The sequence below is a fragment of the Corynebacterium pseudotuberculosis genome (assembly GCF_002155265.1).
GTDB lineage: Bacteria > Actinomycetota > Actinomycetes > Mycobacteriales > Mycobacteriaceae > Corynebacterium > Corynebacterium pseudotuberculosis.
In genome coordinates this window covers 874250-897596 of record NZ_CP021251.1, presented here as the reverse complement: position 1 = coordinate 897596, position 23347 = coordinate 874250, and the positions used below count along the sequence as shown (strand labels likewise).

The window sequence follows — 23347 nt, the reverse complement described above, 5'->3', positions numbered from 1 at the left end:
TTCTCCTTATTGGTCTTCGCGCCAGAAGCGTACCGGCTGTGCGCCGTCGCTGAGATCAGAGCTTCCTGGCAGGTCTTTTTGCATGTGTAGAAATTCCAAATGTCGCTCGTACAAATCGAGCACGTTATCAATCAGCTGCTCACCCGTGTACCCAAAGACGTCATAGCCGAGGGATCCTGTGAGATCGAAGACCTCGATACGGTAATAGTGTTCTTTTCCGGGGTTCTTGGTAAAGGACGGCACGGGGTTAGAAACAGCAAAGAGCTGATAGCGGAAGTTTTGCTCGTCGCCCAGGTTAACCGTGAGGTCAAGGCTTCCTACCGGGGATTCTGGAACATCGGTGGCAACCAACGCGGCGTCTAGGCCGCGATCGCATAGCTCCTGAGCCACCTGCTTGAGCGCCGGGGTGGCTACCTCTTCCAGGAACCGTTGCGCCTTTGCCGCATTAGGCCAGGTGTTGGCGCGGCTGAGCCTCCGGCGCCACGTGCTGCCATCAGAACTGCGCCCGGACATAGCCCCATGCATGGAGATCGTCCGCGCATCTACTTGGGCGCGCTCTAATCTAAAAGACCTCACTAGCCCCAACATAATCAGATACATCACCACGGTAAACGGCAGTCCCATAACCACTGTCGCAGACTGCACGGTGCTCACGCCGTCGATTTGCAGCAAAACCACGGTAAGGGCACCAACCAGCACCGCCCAGAAGATGCGCGACCATACGGGCCCGTCCTGACTCGAATGCGTAGTGGTGGAGGTGAAATTACTCATCACTAATGCACCCGAGTCGGCAGAAGTGATATAAAGCAGCAGACCAATCAAGGTGGCCAGGGCGATAATGGCAGTAGCTCCAGGATATGTAGCCAGCAAATCATAGAATCCGCGCTGCGGTTCCTCTGCCGCAGCATGTCCGAACTCATCATTGCCGCCTCTTACGATGTCGAGCGCAGAATTACCAAAGAAGCTCATCCACAACAGGATAAAGAGAAAAGGCACGCTCAACGTTCCAAAGACAAACTGACGCAAGGTGCGTCCCCGAGAGATACGAGCAAGGAATAAGCCAACAAAAGGAGCCCAGGCTACCCACCATGCCCAGAAGAACAGCGTCCAGGACCCCAACCAGGCTTTTGTATGCTCAGGGTCATCGGTAAAGGCGTAGGTATCCATAGTCATGCCGGGCAAAGAGGCCACGTAGTCCCCGATGTTCATCACCAGAGCGTCGAGAAGAAAGGCCGTCTTGCCAGCAACAACAACATAGACCATCAGAGCAATCGCCAAAACCACATTGATTTCGCTGAGCATTTTGATGCCTTTATCCACGCCGGATACGGCAGACAGCGTCGCGATAGCCACGGAAACAACAACTAGGATAATCTGCCACGTAGCACCCTCTTCCACCCCAAAGAGCACTTTGATGCCGTAATTGAGCTGCACCACGCCGATACCCAGCGATGCCGCGATGCCAAACACTGTTCCCAGCATGGCCGCCACGTCTACAGAATCACCGATCGGGCCATGGATACGCTTGCCGACGAGCGGATACAATGCCGAGCGAATAGCAAGCGGCATATTCAACCGGTACGCGTAATAGCCAAATGCCATCCCCATCAGCGAGTACATGGCCCACCCGGTAAATCCGTAGTGGAATAGCGCCCAGACAACCGCTTCTTTTGCCGCCTCGCGGTTTTCACCGCTGCCCACGGGCGGCCCCGTAGTACTGAGCTACTGGCTCTGCAACGGAGAAAAACATGAGGTCCACGCCAATGCCAGCGGCAAAGAGCATCGCCGACCATGAGAATAGTTTGAACTGCGGGCGAGAGTGATCCGGGCCTAGTCGGATCTTTCCCGCACCCGAGAAAGCTACCCCCAGAATAAACACGATCACTACCGTGGCGGTCAGGATGTAAAACCATCCAAAATTATCGGCAATCCACGTAGTAATGCTCCCAAGTGCTTTTTCCGCGGATTCTCTACCAATAAACGCCCACAACGTAACGGCAAGGATGCCCGCCGCTGAGGCGAGGAAGACGGGCCAATTAGTCCGCGCGGGAGGGACCCCGCTAGTTCCTACGTTGTAGGAGCCAACAAGAACTTTACCCCCATTTATGGGTGGAGAGTCTTTTCCATTCTCATCCCCCAATGCTGCGTTTGGCATGACCGGATAACTCCTCAATAATTTCTTCCATTCGACAGGAACTACACCGTATGACCTGCCACTATCCAATAGTTTTCCACCCGAAATATTGCGGTGAACTGCATATTTTTCCGCGAGGTGGGTCTGACCCGAGAATACACAGAGCCGTGGCCGGAATATTCGAACGCTGGCAGACTGGACAGAAACGATTCAGAAAGGACACCTTTTGTTTTCGCATGATACGGCTGGAGAAACGGTTGAGGATCGGCATCGTGATGTGGTGATCGTGGGTGGCGGCTCCGCGGGTTCTGTCCTAGCTAACCGACTCAGCGAAGATGGCTCCTCGGTGATGGTGCTAGAAGCCGGGCGTTCTGATTCCCTCTGGGATCTTTTTATTCATATGCCCGCGGCATTCTCTTTCCCGATCGGCAACAAGTACTACGACTGGGCCTATGAGTCCGAACCAGAACCGGAAATGAACGGGCGCCGCATCTACCACGCACGCGGCAAAGTTCTCGGCGGCTCCAGCTCTATCAATGGCATGATTTTCCAGCGCGGAAATCCCATGGACTATGAGAAATGGGGAAAGCTCCCAGGCATGCAAAACTGGGACTATGCGCACGTACTGCCCTACTTTAACAAGATGGAAACCGCGCTAGCAGCCGATCCAAAGGACCCACGCCGCGGCCATGATGGGCCGCTGAAGCTTACCCGTGGTCCCGCCACAAATCCGCTTTTCCAGGCCTTCTTCCGTTCCGTACAGGAAGCCGGATACACGCTGACTAATGATGTCAATGGTTACCGCCAAGAGGGCTTTGCCCCCTTTGATCGCAACATTTTCAAGGGCAAGAGGTTCTCCGCAGCTCGCGCTTATTTGCATCCGATCAAGTCTCGCAAGAACCTCGATGTGCGCACCCGGGCTTTCACCACTCGCATCCTTTTCACCGGCGACCAAGCCACCGGAGTGGAATATGAGTGGAAGGGAAAGACACGCCGAGTCCACGCGGATAAGGTGATTCTTTGCGGCGGCGCCTTCAATACACCCCAGTTATTGCAGGTAAGCGGCATTGGTGACCGTAAAGTCCTGGAGAAAGCCGGAGTAAAAGTTCTCAAGCATCTTCCCGGCGTCGGCGCTAATCTTCAAGACCATCTTGAGGTGTATGTGCAGTACAACTGCACCCAGCCGGTGAGCTCACAACCGTATTACAAGATGATCAACCGACCCAAGATTGGTCTCCAGTGGCTGCTTACTAAGAAGGGCCCTGTGGCATCCTCCCACTTTGAGGCCGGTGGTTTTGCCCGTTCCAATGATGACGAGGCCTATCCCAACCTCATGTTCCACTTCCTGCCGATGGCAATTCGCTACGACGGCACCCAGCCGGAGGGCGAGCACGGCTTCCAATTCCATGTCGGGCCGATGTACTCCGATACCCTCGGTCACGTTCACATCACCTCACCGGATCCCAAGGAAAAGCCAGAAATTATCTTTAATTACTTGGCCACTGACCAGGACCGCCGTGAGTGGGTAGAAGCCGTCCGAACTTCCCGCAAGTTGCTAGATACCCCGGCAATGAAGGAATTTACAGACGGAGAAATTTCCCCCGGCCCAGAAGTGCAGACCGATGAAGAGATCCTGGAATGGGTGCGTAACGACGCCGAAACCGCACTACACCCGTCCTGTACTGCGAAAATGGGTTCTGCTGACGATGAATACGCGGTTGTGGATCCGGACACTATGCAGGTTCACGGAATAAAAGGACTCTATGTCTGTGACGCTTCCGTCATGCCAATCATCACTAATGGAAATATCTACGCGCCTGTCATCATGATGGCGGAAAAGGCCGCCGACCTTATCAAGGGCGTGGAACCTCTCGCGCCGATCAACGAGCCTTTCTACCAGGCCAAGAAGGACATGCCGCTCTACGTGGAAGAGCCTCGCGATCACACGACTGTTATTCCTGGTTCAGATCACTAGCACTATCGATCAGCTGAACTCCGCCAAAGGTAGCCGCCACATACACGCGGTTATCTTCACAGCGGACATAATCTGGCTCCACTCCCGCTGCAGCAAGCACCTGCTTTGCAGCCTCGACGCCCCGTAACGCCCCCGCGGTGACCGCAGCAGAAAGCGCTAATGCTTTCTGTCGGTCCTCGGTGGGGATAAGGGAGTTACGGGAAGAAATAGCTATCCCATCTGGCATCCGCACCGTGGGGACTGAGTGGACCTTTACCGGTATGCGTAGATCGGTGATTGCGCGCTGCGTGTGCAACAAGAATGCATAATCATCCTCGCCGTAAATAACATCCGTAGGGCCTACCAGATTAAGCAACGCTATCCGACGCGTCAGCCGAGGATTGGCGTCGATAAGCGTGCGCGCTGGCTCGTCACGATCAATGTAGACGGCATCGACGCGCTCTGCTGCGAACGTTGGCTGGTTTTCTCGCGCCACAACCACCACCACTGCTCCCGGGATTCGTCTTGCCGTGCGGAGTAGCGCTACATGGCCGGCATGCACCTGGGTGCCGATAGAGACCATCACAACGGGCTTTCCTTGCTTTTTAAAAGCACGACTCAGCATCGCGATATCATCAAAAACCTGCGCCTGGCCAAATTGAAACATAATTCCCTTACAACAATTCCTCAGTAATATCGCCCAACATGGGCTGAAGCAACGCGCGCGCTGAATCACGCATCTGTTCTAACTGCTGTATTTGTACAAGACCAGCAAGAAACTCGGGCCACTTATCCTGTGCCACATGGATAGCCTGAATACCAAGCTCTGCAAGTAATAGCTCCGCGACGGTCGCAGCAACCTCATGTGTAGCGGAAACAGCATAAATCTCCGGCTTTAGTTCCTTAATAACAAAGGACATGCCGGGGAGTCGCCCCACGATGCCGTCCCAAGCGGGCTCATCAAAAGCTAATTCTGCGTCTTCGTGTACCCGACGATGCCCTACCGCGACCAGCTGGGTAACAAGCTCATTGTTTCCGCTGATCGAAAGAACCGGCCTCACCGGTTGCGCTTTAACAAGTCAGCGACGGAGACCGAATCTGATCGTTCTTCTCGTCGGCGCCGGCCATGCGGTTCAGGCTGTGTGGGGACCCAATCTACCTTGGCAAAGCTATTGGTCTCAGAAGCCACGGCATTCCTAAACGCGGCAGCACGCAGTTCCTCAGCCTTTTCCTGATCACTAGCCTGCTCAATCTCTGGAATCCGGGTAGCCTGCGCTTGAATCATCGTCGGCTCAACAAATACTTGTCCGGTGAGGTTTTCCAGTTGAGCCCGGACTTGTTCCACCTGCTCCCTAATCTGAGCCAAGGTTTCCTGCTCCTTGACCCGTTGCTCCAGAGCTTCTGCCTGCGCACGGTACCGGCCCACCAAAAAGAATCCGAGGACAGCTGCCCAGAGCGCCGCAAGTAATGCGAGCTTGAGCACTCCCTGGTTACCAGTGAACAGCATAATTATGCTTGCCACCAAAGACAGCACGACAAGCGCAATGAGTAACTTCTGCCCGTTGTCCTTCATGCCATCCAAACTACCGCACTGCATCCGTGGGCGGCACCGTACACGATCGTTCTAGCCAATATCCTGCCGCGGACATTGCTACTCCACCTAGCGCAGAGGCGATCACTATGGGCAAATCCTGTGCGGAAATACGCGACGTCAGAACAAAAATCCCTAGCCCCACGTAGCCTCCTCCAAAGATGGCGCCTGTCCATGCAGAGGCTTTGCCTATTACCAAAAATTGCGCAGCTGTCACCGGGTTAAGCTGCGAGCGGTCTTGCCCAATTTGGTCATTTTTGATGCGCGACCGCACTCGCACTGCCAATAACACACACAGCGCTGTCATCCCCCACAGGCAGAGAGCAACTCCAAAAGGAACCGAAGACATCACGCCATAGAATCGCATCACCAAGATAAAGGATGCGATAACACAGAAGAGAAAAACCCCTACTAGTCCCAGAATGGAGGTCTGTTTCATAAGGTCCCCACAATCGGAAAAGTTCCCGTGATCAGCTCCGATAATGGGCGTCCATCGAGCGTCGCATCAGGGTCCGCCTCAAGCCACGGCACCAGCACAAAATTACGCTCGTGGGCATAAGGGTGCGGCAATGTGAGCACGGGATCATCCGATGTAACGCCCTCGATGCACACAATATCTACGTCGAGTGTCCGGGGCCCCCAGCGTCGAATCCGCTTGCGCTCCGCGGCCTGTTCTAGGGCTTGACCGCGTTTAAGCAGCTCCATCGGGGTCTCATCCACGTCTACGATGAGCACCGCGTTAAGGAACTCATCCTGGTCTTCTACGCCCCACGGTGGGGTGGCATAGATGCTGGATGCGGCAACCAGATCAGGCAGGAATTCCTCATACGCTGACCTCAGCAAAGCATAGCGGTCATCCATATTAGACCCGATGGATAAAACTGCCTTCATGTTATCTCCTTGCGACTACAGCAACATCAGCAAATTCCAGTGGGATGGGCGCGTGCGGTTTATGGACTGTCACTTCAATATGTGAAATCGGGAAAGTCTCCATCGCGGTATCTGCGATTTCCGATGCGACTGTCTCGATCAAGTCGCGTGGCTCTCCAGTAAGAATCCCATACGCCAGTTGCGCAAGCTCACCATAATGAACCGTCTGGGTGAGATCGTCCTGGGTAGGGAAGGTAAGCCAGCACGTGATATCTACGAGGAACTCCTGCCCCTCACGTTTCTCATGCTCAAAGACGCCGTGGTAGGCATAACCCTTCAAACCTTTAAGTTCAATGCGATCCATGATTCCTCCATTTCGCCGCAACATCTACGGCAGCACGGGATAGCGCCACATTGTGCACCCGGACGCACCACACTCCATGATGAGCAGCGATTGCGGTGACTGCGGCAGTAGCAGCGTCTGTGTCTACGCCTAGGCTAGCTAAAAAGCGCTTTCTCGACGCCCCCAGCAACACCGGATAGTTGCTCATAAATTCTGGAAGGGCATTGAGCAAGGCCCAATTGTCCTCTGCAGTTTTAGCAAAACCGAGACCTGGGTCAATAGCAATAGCTTGCGCGTCAACACCAGCGGCAAGGGCATTGTCAACGAGCACGTTCAAGCCTTCACGGACATCGCGCACCACATCGGTATGGTGCGCTCCTGAGGCATCTCCAAAGGTTGTTGTCTTCCAATGCATCAGGCACACCGGAAGCTCGGTATCAGCCATAACTGAATACATATTTTTGTCTGCAAGGCCACCGGAGACGTCATTAAGCAAGCCCGCCCCGGCCTCAGCGGCGGCAGCCGCAACTGAGGCTCGCATGGTGTCCACCGATGTTTTAATTCCTTCAGCGTGCAGAGCTGTAATGACAGGAATAACTCGAGCGAGCTCTACTTCTTCGCTCACTCGAGTAGCACCTGGTCGGGTGGATTCCCCACCCACGTCGATGATATCTGCGCCCTCTGCCACAAGTTTTTTGGCATGGGCCACGGCGGAATCTACGTCAAGGTATTTCCCACCATCAGAAAAGGAATCGGTGGTTACGTTGACGATTCCCATTACTTCCGTCATGTCAGCTCCGAATAAGGCTCAGAACCTCCGCACGGGAGGCCGCATTAGTTTGGAAACCGCCTCGAACCGCAGACGTTGTGGTAGTGGCTCCTGGTTTGCGTATGCCGCGCATTGCCATGCATAGGTGCTCGCATTCGAGCACCACGATCACGGCCTGGGCTTCCAGCTTTTCCACCAGCGCATCGGCCACCTGGGAGGTTAACCGCTCCTGCACCTGGGGGCGCTTGGCGTAGAGGTCCACCAAACGGGCCAATTTAGAAAGACCCGTCACTTTGCCAGACTCCCCCGGAATATATCCGATGTGCGCGATGCCAAAGAAGGGCACCAGGTGGTGCTCGCACGTTGAGTAGATCGGAATGTCTCGGACCAGCACTAGCTCACGGTGATCCTCGCTGAAGGTCTTGTTTAAGACCTCCGTAGGATCCGTGTGCAGACCAGCAAAGACCTCTGCGTAGGCCTTGGCCACGCGTGCCGGTGTTTCTTTTAGTCCTTCACGCTCCGGGTCCTCGCCCACCGCAATGAGGAGTTCCCGGACTGCTGCTTCCGCGCGAACGCGATCAAACACGATCGACCCTTTCGCTTTGACGACGCGCCCGCTCAGCCTTGGAGGCGTCGAGAAGCGTGAACGGCTTCGGAGGTTCTTCGCCACGCTCGATGGCCAACTCCGTGGGAGTCTTTACCGGCTCACGTCCTGCCTGACGCGGGAAGCGGGCGTCTTCATCTGGGAAGACATCCCCTACCTCGCGGGGGACGATACCGTGGAAGAGGTCTTCCAAATCTGGGCGGCGGAGAGTTTCCTTCTCCAACAATTTTTCTGCCAAACGATCTAGATAGTCGCGATACTCCGCGAGGATCATGTACGCCTGGGTATGCGCGCGATCGAGTAGATACTGCATCTCACGGTCAATCTGCGCCGCAATCTCTGGCGAGTACTCCAGCACCCCGCCGCCACCGCGGGCAAAGGGATCGCCTTGTTCCTCACCGTATTTGACCATTCCAAGGGTCGGCGACATGCCGTACTCGGTGATCATGGCCTTAGCAATCTTGGTTGCCTGCTCGATATCGGCGGATGCTCCAGTAGTGGGCTCGCCAAACACAAGTTCTTCAGCGGCACGTCCACCCATGGCAAAGACGAGGCGCGCATATAGCTCATCACGGTTGTACATGCCTTTGTCGTCTTCTTGTGCGGTCATGGCGTGTCCGCCGGTGCGACCGCGCGCCAGAATAGTGACCTTGTATACCCGCTCAATGTTCTTCAGTGCCCATGCGGCGAGAGTATGCCCGCCCTCGTGGTAAGCAGTGACTTTCTTTTCTTTTTCAGAAATGACCTTGGACCGGCGCGGACCGCCCACTACTCGGTCTGTGGCTTCTTCCAGAGCGTCGGCAGTGATCACGGTCTTGCCAATGCGCGCTGTGAGCAGAGCGGCCTCGTTAAGCACGTTAGCCAGGTCTGCACCGGACATACCAGCGGTACGACGAGCCAGCGACTCTATGTCTGCGTCTGGTGCAAAAGGCTTGCCCTTGGCGTGAACCCGAAGGATCTGTTCGCGTCCCTTGAGATCGGGGTTGCTCACAGGGATCTGGCGATCAAAACGACCAGGGCGCAGCAAAGCCGGATCCAAAATGTCTGGTCGGTTAGTAGCGGCCATGATGATCACGCCCTCGCGGTCACCAAAACCATCCATCTCTACCAGCATCTGGTTGAGCGTCTGCTCACGCTCGTCGTGTCCGCCACCCATGCCGGACCCACGCTGCCGGCCCACGGCATCGATCTCATCAATGAAGATGATGCAGGGACTGTTCTCACGGGCTTGCCTGAAGAGGTCACGCACGCGGGAGGCGCCCACGCCAACAAACATCTCTACAAAGTCAGAACCAGAAATTGAGTAGAACGGCACGCCGGCTTCTCCAGCAACAGCCCTGGCCAAGAGGGTCTTACCGGTACCGGGAGGCCCGTAGAGCAGAACACCACGTGGGATTTTTGCGCCCAACTGCTCATACCTGGATGGGTCCTCCAAGAAGTCCTTGATCTCATGGAGCTCATCCACGGCTTCTTCTGCGCCCGCCACATCTGCAAACGTGTTGGTGGGCATGTCCTTGTTGAGCTCCTTAGCCCGGGAGCCACCAAAGCCGAACATGTTGTTTCCCTGCATACGGGAGAACATCCACATGATCAGGCCAAAAACGATCAGCATCGGCAGGATGTATCCGAGTATGGAGACAAGGAAGTTCTCCTTGTTCACGTTGGTGGAGTACTTCTCCGCCTCGGACTTTTCTACCTTGCTAAAGATCTCAGGGGACGTACGGGCAGGGTAACGAGCCAGGATCTCTGAAACCTCGTTGCCCTCGTAGTCGATGGCATTCTTAAGCTTGATGCGGATTCGCTGTTCGCGGTCATCAATTTGGACTTCTTTAACGTTTTTCTTGTCCAACTGGGTGATAGCAACTGACGTGTCTACCTGCTTATAGCCACGAGAGTCATTGCCTAGCAATGTAAAAACATAGATGGCCATCAAGATGATGGCGGCAATCACCGAATACTTCAGGATTTTTTTGTTCACTTGTAAACCTTAGGATGCAGCGAAGCAACAAACGGTAAGTCGCGGTACTTTTCTGCGAAGTCTAGACCGTAACCGATCACAAATTCATTGGGAATATCAAAACCGATATCAAGGCAGTCTATATCCGTCTTCACTGCCTCGGGTTTGCGTAGTAGCGCGACGATCTCCAAGGACTTTGGTTTACGCCCATTGAGATTGCGAATCAGCCACTTCAGAGTAAGGCCGGAATCAATGATGTCCTCAATAATTACTACGTTGCAGCCCTGAATGTTGCGGTCTAGATCTTTCAGAATCCGCACCATGCCAGAAGACGTGGCGGAGTTGCCGTAGGAGCTAACTGCCATAAATTCCATCTGGCAGGGGATGTCAAGGGCCCGGGCAAAGTCTGTAAGGAAGAATACCGCGCCCTTGAGCACACAGATCAAGACCAGATCGTCCTCTTCCTCGCGGTACTTATCAGACACCAGCGCCGCCATCTCCTTGATGCGGGTCTGGAGCTCTTCTTCGCTCACAAGGATGGCTTCAACATCATCTCCGTAGGAGTTGACGGGCACTTGATAATCCTTCTTGTCGTGCATCTGTCACCTTTCTTTCGACAAAAGTTTGCCATCTTTGCGGATTACTTCCAACCCGTTACCAACCGCTATGCCACCTTGGCCATGCCAATCAGTGACCAGGCGTTCTATTGCGTCGATATTAGCGCCTGTGACAGGGGCACCGTTTTTGTGGAGAAAAGCAGTGAGGTAGCGGCGTCGAAAAGCTGGATGCGCTGCTTCTAGTTCTTCTAGCGTTGCGTCGCTAACGTGCAGGGCCTCATCATCGTGCGCAATATTGGTGGCGGCCCGTGCCAAGGCGGGAACCGGATCCCCACCAATGATGTCAGCGAGCAACGGAAGCACCTGTTGCCGGATAGCCACGCGTCGAAATTCCTTTTGGTTATTATGCGGATCGTTCCACGGTTCTAACCCTAATTCCTCGCACGCGCCCACCGTATCTGCGCGCCGCACGGTCAAGAAAGGACGCCATACGGTTCCTTGGACTAGCATGCCTGCGGCTTTACCGCGCAACGCTCCCAACAAGAGTGTCTCAGCGTGGTCATCCGCGGTGTGCCCCACTACTACTGGCTTTCCAAACTTCCGCAGCGCCTCGTATCGTGCCCGGCGCGCGTTTGCCTCCAGGCTGCCATTTCTATCTACGTCCACCCGAACCACAGTGGCCTGCGCGCCCAACCTGCGTACGGTATCCGCGGCGTGTTCCGCCACGCGATTCGACCCCGGCTGTAAATCATGATCCACGCACACCGCTAGTACCTGGTATTTCTCCGCAACCAACGCGGCTACCAGCGCCAGAGAATCCGGGCCACCTGAAAGGCCTACTACAACGTCTCGGTCGGTTACTGCCCGCACCGCGACACGGCAGGCCATAAATCTGGGGCTTTTTCGTGGCCAGAACATCTAGGACTCACGCACCGCATTCGCTATAGCATCGAGAGCCGCGCGAGCCTGCCTAATCTCCGAGCCGTTAGAAATCATGGCAAAGCTATACACATGCCCGCTTTTCGACGGCACAACTCCGGCCAGGGCAGAAACTCCAGTGAGCGTGCCGGTTTTAGCACGAACCCACCCGGCTCCTGGTGTGTTATTAAACCGATTTTCTAATGTTCCGGTGCCCCCGGCCACTGGTAGCGCAAGCACTGAAGAAGCGGCCACCTGATTAAGCAGCTTTGGAGTGATCTGGTTGCCCAGGCTCAATCCAGAGTTGTCCACCACCGTTGATCCGCTCACATCTATGCCATTTTTCCGCAGCACATCCAGCGTTGCTTCCACGGGATGTTCCGCAGATAGCTCTCGCCCAATGGCCTCAGCCATCACGTTGTCGGAGTCTTCCATCATCATAGAGATACGTTTTTGCAGTGTTGGCGACTCAGTGTGGGCTACCACATCGCCGTCATTGGAATCCGTGTAACCGACGGTTCCAGCGCCTAGGCGTTGCGCCAGGGCCTCTGCTACGTCAAAGGCCGGGCGGTGGCTTCTAGGCACATCGCCGGAGGTTCCTCCTAACCGTCCGCCATAGAGCATCACCGGCTCCAGTGGGGCCACAAAACCAGCATCTACGTCAGCGGGATCCCATCCGGGAAGAAGCTTGTCTTTCCAAGCGGTGGCATTGACCAGCACGGTGTCTACCCCCGTGCCAATTTGTGCAGCCAAGGAATCAATCTGCTCGTGCGTCATCCACACGTCTCCAGATCCCTTGATTATTACCGTCCGGTCTTTCTTCCGTACTTCTGTGACTATCCGGTCCTGTGGGCCTAGCTCATAGAGTGCGGCTGCTGCCGTTAGTAATTTTGTTGACGAGGCCGGAGTCAGGGCGACCTCCGCGTTCTGAGAAAGGACCACTTCACCTGTGGTGATGTCAGTGATCATCGCTCCAAAATTGCCCAAACGCCTGTCGTGCGCCATTGCGTCCAAGGTGGCCTTCAAGCCAGTATTGTCCACATTTCGAGCTTCAAGAGCCGTGATACCGCGTTCCGGTTTGTCCACTTGCACCGGATCATGGACTAGCACATTTGCAACAGCGAACACCACCGTCGCTATAACTGCGACAGTTACTACCACTGTTGACATCCACCACTTCTTCATTGCCGCTATCCTAGTACGGTAGTATTCCGATTCTATTAAGGAGCATCGCATGACCATGGAAGTCACCATCGAGATCCCTAAGGGTTCCCGTAACAAGTACGAGGTCGACCATGAGACTGGCAAGGTTTATCTCGACCGCTACCTGTTCACCCCCATGGCGTATCCGCTGGACTACGGCTTCATCGATCACACTCTTGGCGAGGACGGCGACCCCTTGGATGCTCTAGTCATCCTTCCTGAGCCAGTATTTCCTGGTGTGATTGTTAAGGCACGCCCGGTTGGCGTGTTCAAGATGACTGATGAGGCAGGCGGCGACGATAAGCTGCTCTGCGTCATCGATGACGTTCGCTGGGATCATATTCAAGACATCACCGATGTTTCTGAGTTCCTGCGCAATGAGATCGAGCACTTCTTTGTTCACTACAAGGATCTCGAGCCAAACAAGGAAGTCACAGGCTCCGGCTGGGGCGATAAGGCTGAGGCAGAAAAGATCCACGCCGAGGCTATCGAGCGGTTTAAAGCTTAACGTGGAAGTCTCTGTACGCGACATCCCCGAAGGCGCCCAGCTTATCGACGTCCGCGAGGCCGACGAATACGCCGAGGTTCATGCGCTAGGTGCCGTCAACATTCCGATGAGCGAATTTACTGTGCGTCTCGATGAGGTAGACACCGAACAAGACGTGTATGTGATTTGTAAGTCTGGTGGGCGTAGCGCCCGCGTGGTGGAATATCTCACCGCCCGTGATATCAAAGCCATCAACGTTGCCGAGGGCACCGATGGTTGGGTCGGCGCAGGACTTCCCACAGAATAAAGACAAAAAGTCTAGGCCTAAGGCCTAGACTTTTTTATTTAGAGTAATGCGTCAAGTCTACCTGCGGGGTAGGTTGCAGCGTGGCGTGCGCCGGGTTGCTCACTGTGGGATTACTAAAGTGCACATCGCTATCGTCGGTGGACTCTATATAAGGGAGTTTTCCGTCAAGTACGTCATGCGCCCGCTGTACGTCGAGAGTGTTGGTCCAGCGTCCCACCAGGATCGTAGCCACAGCGTTACCGCTGAAGTTAGTGAGGGCGCGGGCCTCAGACATGAAGCGGTCGATGCCTACGATCACGCCAACGCCGTCGAGAAGCTCTGGGCGGTGTGCGTGCAACCCTGCTGCAAGCGTCGCAATGCCAGCCCCAGACACTCCTGCCGCGCCTTTAGACGCGATAATCATGAAGACCAAGAGGCCTATCTGCTCGCTCAGGGTAAGCGGCTTGTTCATTGCATCTGAGATAAAGATGGCTGACATGGTGAGGTAGATAGCCGTGCCGTCGAGGTTAAAGGAATAACCGGTAGGGACAACAATTCCCACTGTGGATTTATCCACTCCCACGTGCTCCATCTTGCGCATCAGGTTTGGCAGCGCAGACTCGGAAGAGGAGGTGGCCACGATGAGCAGCAATTCGCGCCCCAGGTATTTCAAGAGCTTCCATATGTTAAAGCCTGCCCCAATGCGCAGGATAGCTCCCAGCACTACAAAGATGAACAGCAAACATGTGATGTAGAAGGCCAGCATCAAGATTGCAAGCTGTTTAACGGCTTCAAATCCCGTTGCTCCCACTACGCCTGCGATGGCGCCAAATGCGCCAATGGGCGCTACCCACAAAATCATGGTGAGCATCTTGAACACCAGTTTTTGCAGATGCGCAATGCCCCGCAAAATAGGCTCGCCGGCCTTGCCCATCCCCTGGACGGCAAAGCCTGCAAGGAGCGCCACAAAGAGCGTCTGCAGCACCGAGCCTGAGGTGAGAGAAGAAATGACTGTCTCCGGGATGATCGACTGAACAAAGCCGACCAGACCCGTTCCATGCTCGGCTTTATCAGCAAAAGCCGCCCCCTCGCCCGCGGTGGCCTCAATGTCCAAGCCACTACCCGGTTCGATGAGATTGCCCACCAGTAGTCCCACTGCAAGAGCAAACGTAGACATGACGATGAAGTACGTCAAAGCCAATCCGCCAGCTTTGCCCACCGAGGCGGCAGCGCGCACAGAACCAATGCCCAAAACAATCGTGCAGAAGATCACCGGGGAGATCATCATCTTGATCAAGGACACGAACATCGTGCCAATAACTTTAAAGTTTTTGGCAAGGTCTGGAGCGATAAGGCCGAAAGCGATACCTGCGATAACCGCGATAATCACTGCTATATAAAGCCAGTGAGTTCGGTCTTTCGGCGTCTTCGACTCGGCAATTTGTGGCTCCCTCGCTGGCAGGAGGGGGCGATTTTCTCCCAAGTGTGGTTCAGCCACGGTGTCCTCGATTCGAATTCTTATGACGGTAACGGAAATACGTAGTTCTACGAATTAAGCAACGTTGCCTATTTATGCGATCCGTCTCACGTATCCCTATGGGCTAGAACATACGCCTGACAACCGTGATAGAAGAACATTGCTTTTGATTCCCACCATCCGATACCCCCACATTTGCCGCGTGTCTTGCCCGAAAGAGTCTTTGTTGGCGCCTAGTATTCAAAGACTAATTACTTTTAAGAACAAAACTACCTAGAAGTGGTCGCGTCTATGCTTTTTCCCTCTCGCTTTCAAGGAACGTTCCTTAAACCCCTCATTACAGCAGCCCTCGCGGTCTTCTGCGTGGGATTCACTCCAGCTACAGCACAGGTCATTCCCTATACCGACCCAGACGGTTTTTATACTTCTATCCCCTCTGCGGAGAACACCACCCCGGGCACGGTCTTAAGCCAGCGCGACGTCCCGATGCCAGTCCTCGACGTACTGGTAAAGATGAAGCGCATCGCCTACACGTCCACCCACCCTAATGGTTTTTCCACCCCCGTCACCGGCGCCGTGCTCCTGCCAACTGCCCCGTGGCGCGGCCCAGGTCCACGCCCCGTAGCGCTCCTAGCTCCAGGAACACAAGGCGCCGGGGATTCCTGTGCCCCCTCAAAGCTGCTCACGATGGGCGGGGAATATGAAATGTTTTCCGCCGCTGCCCTGCTTAATCGCGGCTGGACCGTAGCGGTAACCGATTATCAAGGTCTGGGAACCCCCGGCAATCACACGTATATGAACAGGAAAGCCCAAGGAGCAGCCCTGCTGGACCTAGGTCGCGCTATCACCACGCTGAATCTGCCGGACGTAAACAATCACACCCCCATCATCCCCTGGGGGTATTCCCAGGGCGGCGGTGCATCCGCAGCGGCAGCAGAAATGCACCGCGCTTATGCTCCCGACGTGAACGTGGTACTAGCGTATGCCGGCGGCGTACCCGCTAACCTGCTCTCCGTGTCTAGTTCTTTGGAAGGCACCGCCCTCACCGGAGCACTGGGGTACGTTATCACCGGGATGTATGAGATTTACCCTGAGATTCGCGAGCCCATTCACAATTTCCTCAACACACGAGGGCAAGTATGGCTTGATCAAACAAGCCGCGATTGCCTCCCCGAAAGCTTGCTTACCATGCCACTTCCGGATACCAGTATCCTCACTGTATCCGGACAACGCTTGACCAGCCTCATATCCGATGACGTCTTCCAACGCGCCATTTCCGAGCAACAAATCGGCCTCACAGCCCCCGACATTCCCGTGTTTGTGGCACAGGGGCTTAATGACGGCATCATTCCCGCGGAACAAGCCCGCATTATGGTTAACGGCTGGCTTTCCCAGGGCGCGGACGTCACGTATTGGGAGGATCCATCGCCCGCATTGGATAAGCTTTCCGGCCACATACACGTACTGGCCTCATCCTTCCTTCCGGCAGTTGAGTGGGCCGAACAACGTTTAGCCGCATTAGGGCAGCCAACTCCCTAAGACTGTGATAAACCTATCTATATGGTTGCTGATATTCCCGCTGCTCTTCTCCAATCACCCTCTTTCCAACTAGAGCATCTACGCCGCCGCACCCGTGACTGTGTAGAAGAAGCGCTGTCGCATGAAGGCGTAACGCTGCGGGAGTATTGGGTGCTCACGTGTCTTGTTTCTGGCGATGTTCCCACCCAGGCCACCTTGTGCGATGCCCTAGGGATAGACGCCTCCGACATGGTTCGGCTTATCGACTCCCTAGAGGCAAAATCTTGGACTACCAGGGAACGCGACCCTCATGACCGGCGGCGCCAGATTGTCAAGGCTACTAAGAAGGGAAAAACCGTTCATCCCCACCTCGCGGAAGTAGTCACTCAGGCAGAGGATGCCGCACTCGATGATTCAACGGCAAAACAGCTCAAGCACTTGCGTAAACTAGCGGCGGCAATCATCACGGCAAATGAGGATTAGTTGATCTCTTCTGCATACCTGCGTTCTCATCAGGCCCCCGCACCACGAACGCTCTACGATATCTTCCTTCAAACGGCAACCACGTTCCCGGAAGCCGCTGCTATCGACGACGGCACAGTCATCACATATCACGAGCTCTCAGAGCGCGTTCACGCATGTGCACAGCAACTCCATGCGGCAGGGGTGGGCCCCGGAAGCCGCATTGGTGTGCGAATGGCATCAGGTCACAGCGAGCTCTATATCGCTATTTTGTCTATCCTCGCAGCCGGAGCGGCCTATGTTCCGGTAGACGCCGACGACCCGGATGAACGCGCAGAGCTTGTTTTTGGTGAGGCTGAAATTCAGGGCTTTTATAATGACCACGGCTTCCACTCCCTCCGGGAGGCCGACCCCATCACAGCAGCTGTCCCCGCGTTGGAGGACACCGCATGGATTATCTTCACCTCTGGCTCTACCGGAAAGCCCAAGGGTGTGGCTGTCTCGCACCGCAGCGCCGCCGCTTTTGTCGACGCAGAGTCCCAGCTTTTTCTACAGGACGCGCCTCTTGGCCCCGACGACCGAGTATTGGCAGGTCTTTCTGTCGCCTTCGATGCCTCGTGCGAGGAGATGTGGCTGGCGTGGGCACACGGCGCCTGCCTAGTACCGGCCCCGCGTTCCCTGGTGCGTTCCGGAATGGATCTGGGCCCTTGGCTTATCCGACGAGACATCACTGTGGTCTCTACCGTGCCCACTTTGGCCGGACTATGGCCCACCGAGGCCCTAGAGAGCGTCAGACTCCTTATCTTGGGAGGAGAAGCGTGCTCTACAGAACTTGTAGAGAAATTATCTGCATCGGAGCGGGAGGTCTGGAATACCTACGGCCCCACTGAGACCACGGTGGTTGCATGCGCAGCGCTACTGAGCCCTCACCGCCCCGTGTCTATCGGCTTTCCGCTCGCGGGCTGGGACCTCGCGGTAGTAGATGCGCAGGGTGTCCCGGTAAAAAACGGTGAGATAGGTGAACTTGTTATCGGCGGAGTGGGGCTAGCGCGTTATCTGGATCCCCAAAAAGATGCAGAAAAATACACCGCAGAACTTGGCTGGTCGCGTGCTTACCGTTCCGGCGACCATGTAAAGCTCACTGAAGAGGGCTTGCTTTTTGTTGGCCGGGTAGATGACCAGGTAAAGATCGGCGGACGACGCATCGAGCTCGGCGAGGTCGACGCGCATCTAGCCGCGTTACCTAACGTGCGCCAATCCACGGTGGTTGTGCAAAAAACTGGTGCCGGAGACAGCGTTTTGGTCGGTTATCTTTCGCTCACCGATGAAACCCTAGAATTCGATCACCACCACGCCCGCAGCGTTCTCAGTAATGCTATGCCGGCGGCTCTTGTTCCTCGTCTCTGCGTACTTGAGGAGCTCCCCACTACAGCATCCGGGAAGGTAGATAAGCGCGCATTGCCCTGGCCTATCCATTCGGACGTCACAGCAGTGGGACTTACTGATACCGAGCAATGGCTAGCAAAGATATGGGTAGATGTGCTGGGAATGGACGTCTCTGACGCCAACGCAGACTTTTTCTCCCTTGGCGGATCCTCTTTAGCGGCCGCTACGTTGATAGGGCGCATCCGCGAGCGAGTACCCACCATCGCCGTACGCGATCTTTATGATCATCCACGCCTTGGCGCACTTGCCCAGCGGGTAGAAAGCATCCATGCCGCCCCTGCCCTCCAAGAGACTCCCGTTCAGCTAGTATCAGCGCGAGCCCGCGCAGTGCAAGGGTTGGTTCAGCTAGCTGCGGTAACGCTCATATCCCTGCAGTGGGTAGCTTGCTTATTGCTCATCAATAATATTGCCGCCGGTGCGGGGATCAGTTGGGCGCGACATGCTCCATGGCCTCTAGTCTTTGTATTCCTCGCCTTTGTTACCCCGGCTGGCAGATTATTGGTTGGCGGTTACGCCGCACGGCTGCTCACTCATGGCATCATGCCAGGTTCCTACCCTCGCGCAGGGCGAACACACCTCCGGGTCTGGGCAGCAGAACGCATTGCCAATGCTTCCGGGTCTCGATCCATCGCGGGTGCCACGTGGGTAAATTACTACGCTCGCATACTTGGTGCGCGAGTAGGCAACGGCGTGAACCTGCATGCAATTCCACCGGTTACGGGGCTTCTGACGCTAGAGGATAACTGCTCCATAGAACCTGAAGTGGATTTATCTGGCTATTGGGTCGATGCCCAACATATCCATATCGGTGCAATCCATGTGGGTAAAAACGCCCGCATCGGTGCCCGCTCGGTGCTCATGCCGGGAGCCCTCATAGGAAACAACGCCCACGTAGAAGCTGGTTCTACGGTCACCGGAGACAAACCCGTAAAAGCCAACGCCCGATGGTCTGGTTCACCCGCGCACAAGGTGGGGCGATCCAAGCATCGCTTCTCCGACACGCCTCCGCCGCGCCGCCCCCACTGGGTTCTTATCTACGGCGCATCCTCGCTCTTCCTCGCAGCGCTTCCCTTATGTGCGGTCGGCCTAGGAGGATCGGCAATGATCGCTGCTGTTCAGGGCAGCGGCGCCAACCCTTTTCTAGGTTTATTAAGCGCCGCCCCTGCAGGAACACTTATAGCCTTCGCCTTTTATGGGCTTTGCATCTGGATACTCGTCCGGCTTTTAAGTCTGCGGCTCACTCCCGGCGTTGCACCAGTCCGTTCCGCTACCGGTTGGCGAGTGTGGTTTATTCAAAGGCTCATGGATGACGCTCGCACCTACCTTTTCCCTCTCTACGCAGCACAGCTCACGCCTTTGTGGTTCCGCAGCCTCGGGGCGACGGTAGGCAAAGACGTAGAAATCTCCACCTCTGTGATGGTGCCCGCTTTTGTGGATATTCGCGACGGATCCTTCCTTGCAGACGACACCCTCATCGGCGGCTACGAGCTCGGCGGCGGCTGGATGCTCGCCGGAGCAACCAAAATAGGTAAGCGCTCTTTTGTGGGCAATTCTGGTATCGCTGGGCCGCAACGGAAATTGGCCAAAAATTCCCTGGTAGCGGTACTTTCTTCCACCCCCAAAAAATCCAAGGCGGGATCCAACTGGTGGGGATCCCCACCAGAACGCATGCGCCGAGTCACCATCACCACAGATGCCTCAGAAAACAGCACATATAAGCCGCTTCTCCGGCTGCGGATTCTCCGCGGTGTTATAGAGACTCTCCGATTGCTCGCCCCTATCACCAGCGGCGTCCTTGCCACCATCGTGCTAGCCACCCTACAGATTGTGCTGATCAGACTAGGCATTGGAGCAGCAATCCTGCTCGGCGGCGTGGTCCTTATAGTCGCTGGAATCACCGCGCTACTGATCACCGCTGGGATGAAGTGGCTGTGCGTTGGCCGCCATCGTTCAGGCGACCATCCCCTCTGGAGTTGGTTTGTATGGCTCAATGAGCTTCAAGATACTTTTGTGGAGGTAGTTGCAGCCCCCTGGTTCTTTAACCACACGCTAGGAACGGGATCCCTGAATATTGGGTTACGCGTGCTCGGAGCAAAAATAGGCAAGGGCGCCTGGATTGAGACGTATTGGCTCCCCGAGACAGACCTATGCCGGATCGGCGCTGGCGCTACCATCGGCCCCGGTGTTGTCGCGCAGACTCACCTCTTCCAAGACCGTGTGATGAGCCTAGACTCCCTCATTCTCCAGCCTGGAGCTACTCTAGCCGCACATTCTGTGGCACTCCCCGCTTCCAAGCTTGCTAACGGCGCCACTATCGGTCCAGGTTCGCTCGTCATGCGCGGTGACCAAGTGCCTGCCCACACTCGCTGGCAAGGAAATCCTATCGAGCCATGGAACCCCAGCTGAACCAATTTTTGTTCACACGTCACCAAATTTTCCGCAAAATTGCGTAACAGTGTCAGTAGCTCATCCGATACTCACCATGAAAGGCTTAAGACGTCACATCCAGTGGCGTTTTAATGGGAGCAGGGGCACTCTTCGTCCCCCATCCGCGTCTTTCAGGCAATAAATCAAGCGCAATACCCTCATTGCACTTGACCCAGGAACATACATTACCCCCACAGGGTAATTAATTTTCCACATCCCATTAGGGGTATTTTACCTTCCTATGGTTGTCACCTGTGATATTTTTATTATATAATAGAAGTTTTTCATAAAATTTTGCCAAAAAATTCCAGGAACGGCTACCTCCCCTCCAAAAAGTCGGTAAAGTGCCCATTGAACGCGGGATAACATATCACCATTCCGCGTGACCCTCGACCGAAAGGAATACTCATGTTCACTGCCATTCACGATTTCCTCCTCAGCGTCCTCGATCTTGACCTCCTCTCTTCCGAGCCAAAGGATTACTTCTCCGTGGGCTGGGATTCCTTCAAGGATATTTTCGTCAACATTGGAAACTTTTTCTCCTTCGCCAAGGATAGGCTTTCTGCTGAGTAATTTAAGAGTTCTTCCGGGCTCTTAAACCAAAGTTAAAGGTATGGGCGTGCAAATAATATTTGCACGCCCATACCTTTGTTATTTAATCCCCTATCCTGTCCCGCCCCCGCATCACAATATTGGGATCGGGAATGCCCACAACGTCATAATCCTTATTTGTGTACTCAAACTTGCTCAGGATGTACCTCATCGCGTTAATACGAGCCCGCTTCTTATCATTGGAGCGAATCGTAATCCAAGGAGACTCATCCGTGTCCGTGTAGCGGAACTGTTCTTCTTTTGCCCGGGTATAGCTGTCCCATTTATCCAAGGACGCAAGATCCATGGGCGAAAGCTTCCATTGCCGCACAGGATCAACCTGCCTAATAGCAAACCGCGTCCGCTGCTCCTTCTGAGTCACGGAAAACCAAAATTTAGTAAGCGAGATGCCGGAGCCCAAAATCATGTTCTCTAACATCGGCACCTCTCTCAGGAATTCTGCGTGCTGCGATTCCGTACAAAAGCCCATCACGCGTTCCACACCCGAGCGGTTGTACCACGAGCGATCAAAGAAGACGATTTCACCAGCGCACGGAAAATGCTCGATATAGCGTTGGAAATACCATGACGTAGATTCCCGTGGCGAGGGCTTTTCTAGAGCTACAGTACGAGCACCACGGGGGTTGAGGTGCTCATTAAAACGCTTGATAGTACCCCCCTTACCGGCAGCATCGCGTCCCTCAAATAGGATGATATGCCGCTGCCCGGTATCTTTTGTCCAGTTCTGCCACTTTAATAGCTCAATCTGCAGAGCACGCTTGGTGTGCTCGTACTCTTCTCTAGACATACGCTCGGGATAAGGGTAAGACTCTTTCCATGTGTCCACTGGATTTCCATCTGGGGCTAGGAGGACAGGATCATCTTCATCCGAGTCATCAACTATATAGCCCTCGATTGCCGCAAGGTCTATGATCGGTAACTCTTTATCAGATGCGCTCATATTCATCATCTTACTGTCCTCTACCAATAGAAACCCGGCTATAGGGATAAATAATCACCGAGCGTTTTAAACGAGCAGCCATGAAAACGCACACATAAAAGTCCCGTTGATCATCCCAAAAACTGGGAGAATCAACGGGATTTTTATTAACGCAAAGACTCTTATTAGCTCAAGCGCGAAGAGAAGAGAGTGCTAGAAAGCTGAGAGCTCCAGTCATCAAGGCGCTCAGCAAGGCCACCGCTCAAGACAAACCTACCGAGCTTCACGAGTGCGTCATAACCCTCGAAGAAGTTACCAAGACGCTGCAGGCCGAGCACTAGATCATTAGCCATCTGAACAATATTCATTACTATCTCCTACTAGGATAAGAAAAAATTTTGGTATTTTAGCCGACTGTTATTTACTTGAAAACTTTGTCGATTGGGTTCAGACGAGCCCACTCAAGAGCGGTCTCTACAACAGCCTGCACAGCCTTAGCGATCTTGTCGAACTTAAAATCAGCAAAAGTGCCGAGAATGTCCGAAGAGAGAGAAACCAATTCAGAAGACATATGTACTCCTAGAAGTAATCCCGGAGGGTTCCGGGGTGGAAAACTTTCCCACCGAGACGTGGCTGCACCCCCCCGCCTCCGATGGCTCGCTATGAACCATAACACCGAAGCAGTAACCGCGCTAGCCAAGTCACAGACCCTTAAAAACTTTTTAATAGCAGCTCAAACAGTGATTTTTCCTGTGTAACGTTTTCACTTCCCCATGCAGATTACGTTTCCCTAGGTAGAGATACGCAAAGCCT

At 54.7% G+C, this 23347-nt stretch carries 23 protein-coding genes and 1 pseudogene; 7 read left to right on the top strand and 17 right to left on the bottom strand.

Going from position 1 to position 23347, the window contains the following annotated elements:
• Positions 1–6: 6 nt before the first annotated feature.
• Positions 7–2155, bottom strand: a pseudogene (betT, locus tag CpATCC19410_RS04185) (choline BCCT transporter BetT).
• Between the two features lie 205 nt (positions 2156–2360).
• Between betT and betA the strand changes: the two are divergent.
• Positions 2361–4109 (top strand): choline dehydrogenase, encoded by a 1749-nt coding sequence (gene betA / locus CpATCC19410_RS04180; RefSeq protein ID WP_013242637.1) that lies wholly within the window; start codon positions 2361–2363, stop codon positions 4107–4109.
• On the opposite strand, the gene CpATCC19410_RS04175 is transcribed toward betA, so the two are convergent.
• The 12 genes from CpATCC19410_RS04175 to dacB are packed head-to-tail and all read right to left on the bottom strand — an operon-like array spanning position 4087 to position 12882.
• Positions 4087–4755 carry a pantoate--beta-alanine ligase gene (locus tag CpATCC19410_RS04175; protein ID WP_013242638.1) on the bottom strand — a complete coding sequence of 223 codons (669 nt, stop codon included), beginning with the start codon at positions 4753–4755 and terminating at the stop codon, positions 4087–4089. The genes betA and CpATCC19410_RS04175 overlap by 23 nt on opposite strands.
• A 7-nt stretch (positions 4756–4762) precedes the next feature.
• Positions 4763–5149 (bottom strand): hypothetical protein, encoded by a 387-nt coding sequence (locus tag CpATCC19410_RS04170; protein WP_014300952.1) that lies wholly within the window; start codon positions 5147–5149, stop codon positions 4763–4765.
• Positions 5146–5661, bottom strand: a complete 516-nt coding sequence (locus CpATCC19410_RS04165; RefSeq protein WP_014300953.1) for a DUF6779 domain-containing protein — start codon at positions 5659–5661, stop codon at positions 5146–5148. The genes CpATCC19410_RS04170 and CpATCC19410_RS04165 overlap by 4 nt, the downstream gene beginning before the upstream one ends.
• A gap of 10 nt (positions 5662–5671) precedes the next feature.
• Positions 5672–6118 (bottom strand): DUF3180 domain-containing protein, encoded by a 447-nt coding sequence (locus tag CpATCC19410_RS04160; protein ID WP_013242641.1) that lies wholly within the window; start codon positions 6116–6118, stop codon positions 5672–5674.
• The gene (gene folK / locus CpATCC19410_RS04155) at positions 6115–6570 is read right to left on the bottom strand and encodes a 2-amino-4-hydroxy-6-hydroxymethyldihydropteridine diphosphokinase (RefSeq protein WP_014300954.1); all 456 of its coding nucleotides are present in this window, start codon (positions 6568–6570) and stop codon (positions 6115–6117) included. Before folK ends, CpATCC19410_RS04160 begins: the two co-directional genes overlap by 4 nt.
• A gap of 1 nt (position 6571) precedes the next feature.
• On the bottom strand, positions 6572–6913 hold the full coding sequence (gene folB, locus CpATCC19410_RS04150; protein ID WP_013242643.1) for a dihydroneopterin aldolase: 342 nt from the start codon (positions 6911–6913) through the stop codon (positions 6572–6574).
• Entirely contained in the window at positions 6900–7682 is a 783-nt protein-coding gene (gene folP / locus CpATCC19410_RS04145) for a dihydropteroate synthase (protein WP_013242644.1), read from the bottom strand. The genes folB and folP overlap by 14 nt, the downstream gene beginning before the upstream one ends.
• A 1-nt stretch (position 7683) precedes the next feature.
• The gene (folE, locus tag CpATCC19410_RS04140) at positions 7684–8247 is read right to left on the bottom strand and encodes a GTP cyclohydrolase I FolE (RefSeq protein WP_013242645.1); all 564 of its coding nucleotides are present in this window, start codon (positions 8245–8247) and stop codon (positions 7684–7686) included.
• Positions 8240–10243 (bottom strand): ATP-dependent zinc metalloprotease FtsH, encoded by a 2004-nt coding sequence (gene ftsH / locus CpATCC19410_RS04135; RefSeq protein WP_013242646.1) that lies wholly within the window; start codon positions 10241–10243, stop codon positions 8240–8242. Before ftsH ends, folE begins: the two co-directional genes overlap by 8 nt.
• On the bottom strand, positions 10240–10821 hold the full coding sequence (hpt, locus tag CpATCC19410_RS04130; protein WP_014300955.1) for a hypoxanthine phosphoribosyltransferase: 582 nt from the start codon (positions 10819–10821) through the stop codon (positions 10240–10242). Before hpt ends, ftsH begins: the two co-directional genes overlap by 4 nt.
• 3 nt (positions 10822–10824) lie before the next feature.
• Positions 10825–11667 carry a tRNA lysidine(34) synthetase TilS gene (gene tilS, locus CpATCC19410_RS04125; RefSeq protein ID WP_014300956.1) on the bottom strand — a complete coding sequence of 281 codons (843 nt, stop codon included), beginning with the start codon at positions 11665–11667 and terminating at the stop codon, positions 10825–10827.
• 30 nt (positions 11668–11697) lie between these two features.
• Positions 11698–12882: a D-alanyl-D-alanine carboxypeptidase/D-alanyl-D-alanine endopeptidase gene (gene dacB, locus CpATCC19410_RS04120; RefSeq protein ID WP_014300957.1), complete on the bottom strand. Its 1185-nt coding sequence runs from the start codon at positions 12880–12882 to the stop codon at positions 11698–11700.
• 49 nt (positions 12883–12931) lie between these two features.
• Here dacB and CpATCC19410_RS04115 point away from each other — a divergent pair, with 49 nt between their 5' ends.
• The gene (locus CpATCC19410_RS04115) at positions 12932–13408 is read left to right on the top strand and encodes an inorganic diphosphatase (protein ID WP_013242650.1); all 477 of its coding nucleotides are present in this window, start codon (positions 12932–12934) and stop codon (positions 13406–13408) included.
• A 1-nt stretch (position 13409) separates the two neighbouring features.
• Positions 13410–13694, top strand: a complete 285-nt coding sequence (locus CpATCC19410_RS04110; protein ID WP_013242651.1) for a rhodanese-like domain-containing protein — start codon at positions 13410–13412, stop codon at positions 13692–13694.
• A gap of 34 nt (positions 13695–13728) precedes the next feature.
• On the opposite strand, the gene CpATCC19410_RS04105 is transcribed toward CpATCC19410_RS04110, so the two are convergent.
• A complete protein-coding gene (locus CpATCC19410_RS04105; RefSeq protein WP_013242652.1) occupies positions 13729–15171 on the bottom strand; it encodes a C4-dicarboxylate transporter DctA in 1443 nt (480 codons plus the stop codon).
• Between the two features lie 270 nt (positions 15172–15441).
• Here CpATCC19410_RS04105 and CpATCC19410_RS04095 point away from each other — a divergent pair, with 270 nt between their 5' ends.
• The 4 genes from CpATCC19410_RS04095 (at position 15442) to CpATCC19410_RS10820 (ending at position 21576) form a co-directional block, all read left to right on the top strand.
• Positions 15442–16689 carry a lipase family protein gene (locus tag CpATCC19410_RS04095; protein ID WP_013242653.1) on the top strand — a complete coding sequence of 416 codons (1248 nt, stop codon included), beginning with the start codon at positions 15442–15444 and terminating at the stop codon, positions 16687–16689.
• Between the two features lie 21 nt (positions 16690–16710).
• Complete coding sequence (locus CpATCC19410_RS04090; protein ID WP_013242654.1) at positions 16711–17151, top strand: MarR family winged helix-turn-helix transcriptional regulator; 441 nt, start codon at positions 16711–16713, stop codon at positions 17149–17151.
• Positions 17152–20982, top strand: coding sequence for a Pls/PosA family non-ribosomal peptide synthetase (locus CpATCC19410_RS04085; RefSeq protein WP_014401388.1), 3831 nt, complete (start codon positions 17152–17154; stop codon positions 20980–20982).
• A 429-nt stretch (positions 20983–21411) separates the two neighbouring features.
• On the top strand, positions 21412–21576 hold the full coding sequence (locus CpATCC19410_RS10820) for a hypothetical protein (RefSeq protein ID WP_014300959.1): 165 nt from the start codon (positions 21412–21414) through the stop codon (positions 21574–21576).
• A gap of 82 nt (positions 21577–21658) precedes the next feature.
• Here CpATCC19410_RS10820 and ppk2 read toward each other — a convergent pair whose 3' ends face one another.
• The 3 genes from ppk2 to CpATCC19410_RS04070 all read right to left on the bottom strand — a co-directional run bounded on the left by ppk2 (position 21659) and on the right by CpATCC19410_RS04070 (position 23105).
• Positions 21659–22564, bottom strand: a complete 906-nt coding sequence (ppk2, locus tag CpATCC19410_RS04080) for a polyphosphate kinase 2 (protein WP_013242656.1) — start codon at positions 22562–22564, stop codon at positions 21659–21661.
• A gap of 155 nt (positions 22565–22719) precedes the next feature.
• Complete coding sequence (locus CpATCC19410_RS04075; RefSeq protein ID WP_013242657.1) at positions 22720–22902, bottom strand: hypothetical protein; 183 nt, start codon at positions 22900–22902, stop codon at positions 22720–22722.
• Positions 22903–22955: 53 nt separating this feature from the next.
• Complete coding sequence (locus tag CpATCC19410_RS04070; RefSeq protein ID WP_013242658.1) at positions 22956–23105, bottom strand: hypothetical protein; 150 nt, start codon at positions 23103–23105, stop codon at positions 22956–22958.
• Positions 23106–23347 lie beyond the last annotated feature (242 nt).

Bases quoted from the DNA above. Each gene is read 5' to 3' on its own strand.
- CpATCC19410_RS04075 (WP_013242657.1), bottom strand. From the start codon at position 22,902: ATGAATATTGTTCAGATGGCTAATGATCTAGTGCTCGGCCTGCAGCGT.
- CpATCC19410_RS04070 (WP_013242658.1), bottom strand. From the start codon at position 23,105: ATGTCTTCTGAATTGGTTTCTCTCTCTTCGGACATTCTCGGCACTTTT.
- folP (WP_013242644.1), bottom strand. From the start codon at position 7,682: ATGACGGAAGTAATGGGAATCGTCAACGTAACCACCGATTCCTTTTCT.
- CpATCC19410_RS04115 (WP_013242650.1), top strand. From the start codon at position 12,932: ATGACCATGGAAGTCACCATCGAGATCCCTAAGGGTTCCCGTAACAAG.
- tilS (WP_014300956.1), bottom strand. From the start codon at position 11,667: ATGGCCTGCCGTGTCGCGGTGCGGGCAGTAACCGACCGAGACGTTGTA.
- CpATCC19410_RS04160 (WP_013242641.1), bottom strand. From the start codon at position 6,118: ATGAAACAGACCTCCATTCTGGGACTAGTAGGGGTTTTTCTCTTCTGT.
- CpATCC19410_RS04090 (WP_013242654.1), top strand. From the start codon at position 16,711: ATGGTTGCTGATATTCCCGCTGCTCTTCTCCAATCACCCTCTTTCCAA.
- folK (WP_014300954.1), bottom strand. From the start codon at position 6,570: ATGAAGGCAGTTTTATCCATCGGGTCTAATATGGATGACCGCTATGCT.
- CpATCC19410_RS04165 (WP_014300953.1), bottom strand. From the start codon at position 5,661: ATGAAGGACAACGGGCAGAAGTTACTCATTGCGCTTGTCGTGCTGTCT.
- folB (WP_013242643.1), bottom strand. From the start codon at position 6,913: ATGGATCGCATTGAACTTAAAGGTTTGAAGGGTTATGCCTACCACGGC.
- hpt (WP_014300955.1), bottom strand. From the start codon at position 10,821: ATGCACGACAAGAAGGATTATCAAGTGCCCGTCAACTCCTACGGAGAT.
- CpATCC19410_RS04175 (WP_013242638.1), bottom strand. From the start codon at position 4,755: ATGTTTCAATTTGGCCAGGCGCAGGTTTTTGATGATATCGCGATGCTG.
- dacB (WP_014300957.1), bottom strand. From the start codon at position 12,882: ATGAAGAAGTGGTGGATGTCAACAGTGGTAGTAACTGTCGCAGTTATA.
- CpATCC19410_RS04095 (WP_013242653.1), top strand. From the start codon at position 15,442: ATGCTTTTTCCCTCTCGCTTTCAAGGAACGTTCCTTAAACCCCTCATT.
- CpATCC19410_RS10820 (WP_014300959.1), top strand. From the start codon at position 21,412: ATGTTCACTGCCATTCACGATTTCCTCCTCAGCGTCCTCGATCTTGAC.
- ppk2 (WP_013242656.1), bottom strand. From the start codon at position 22,564: ATGATGAATATGAGCGCATCTGATAAAGAGTTACCGATCATAGACCTT.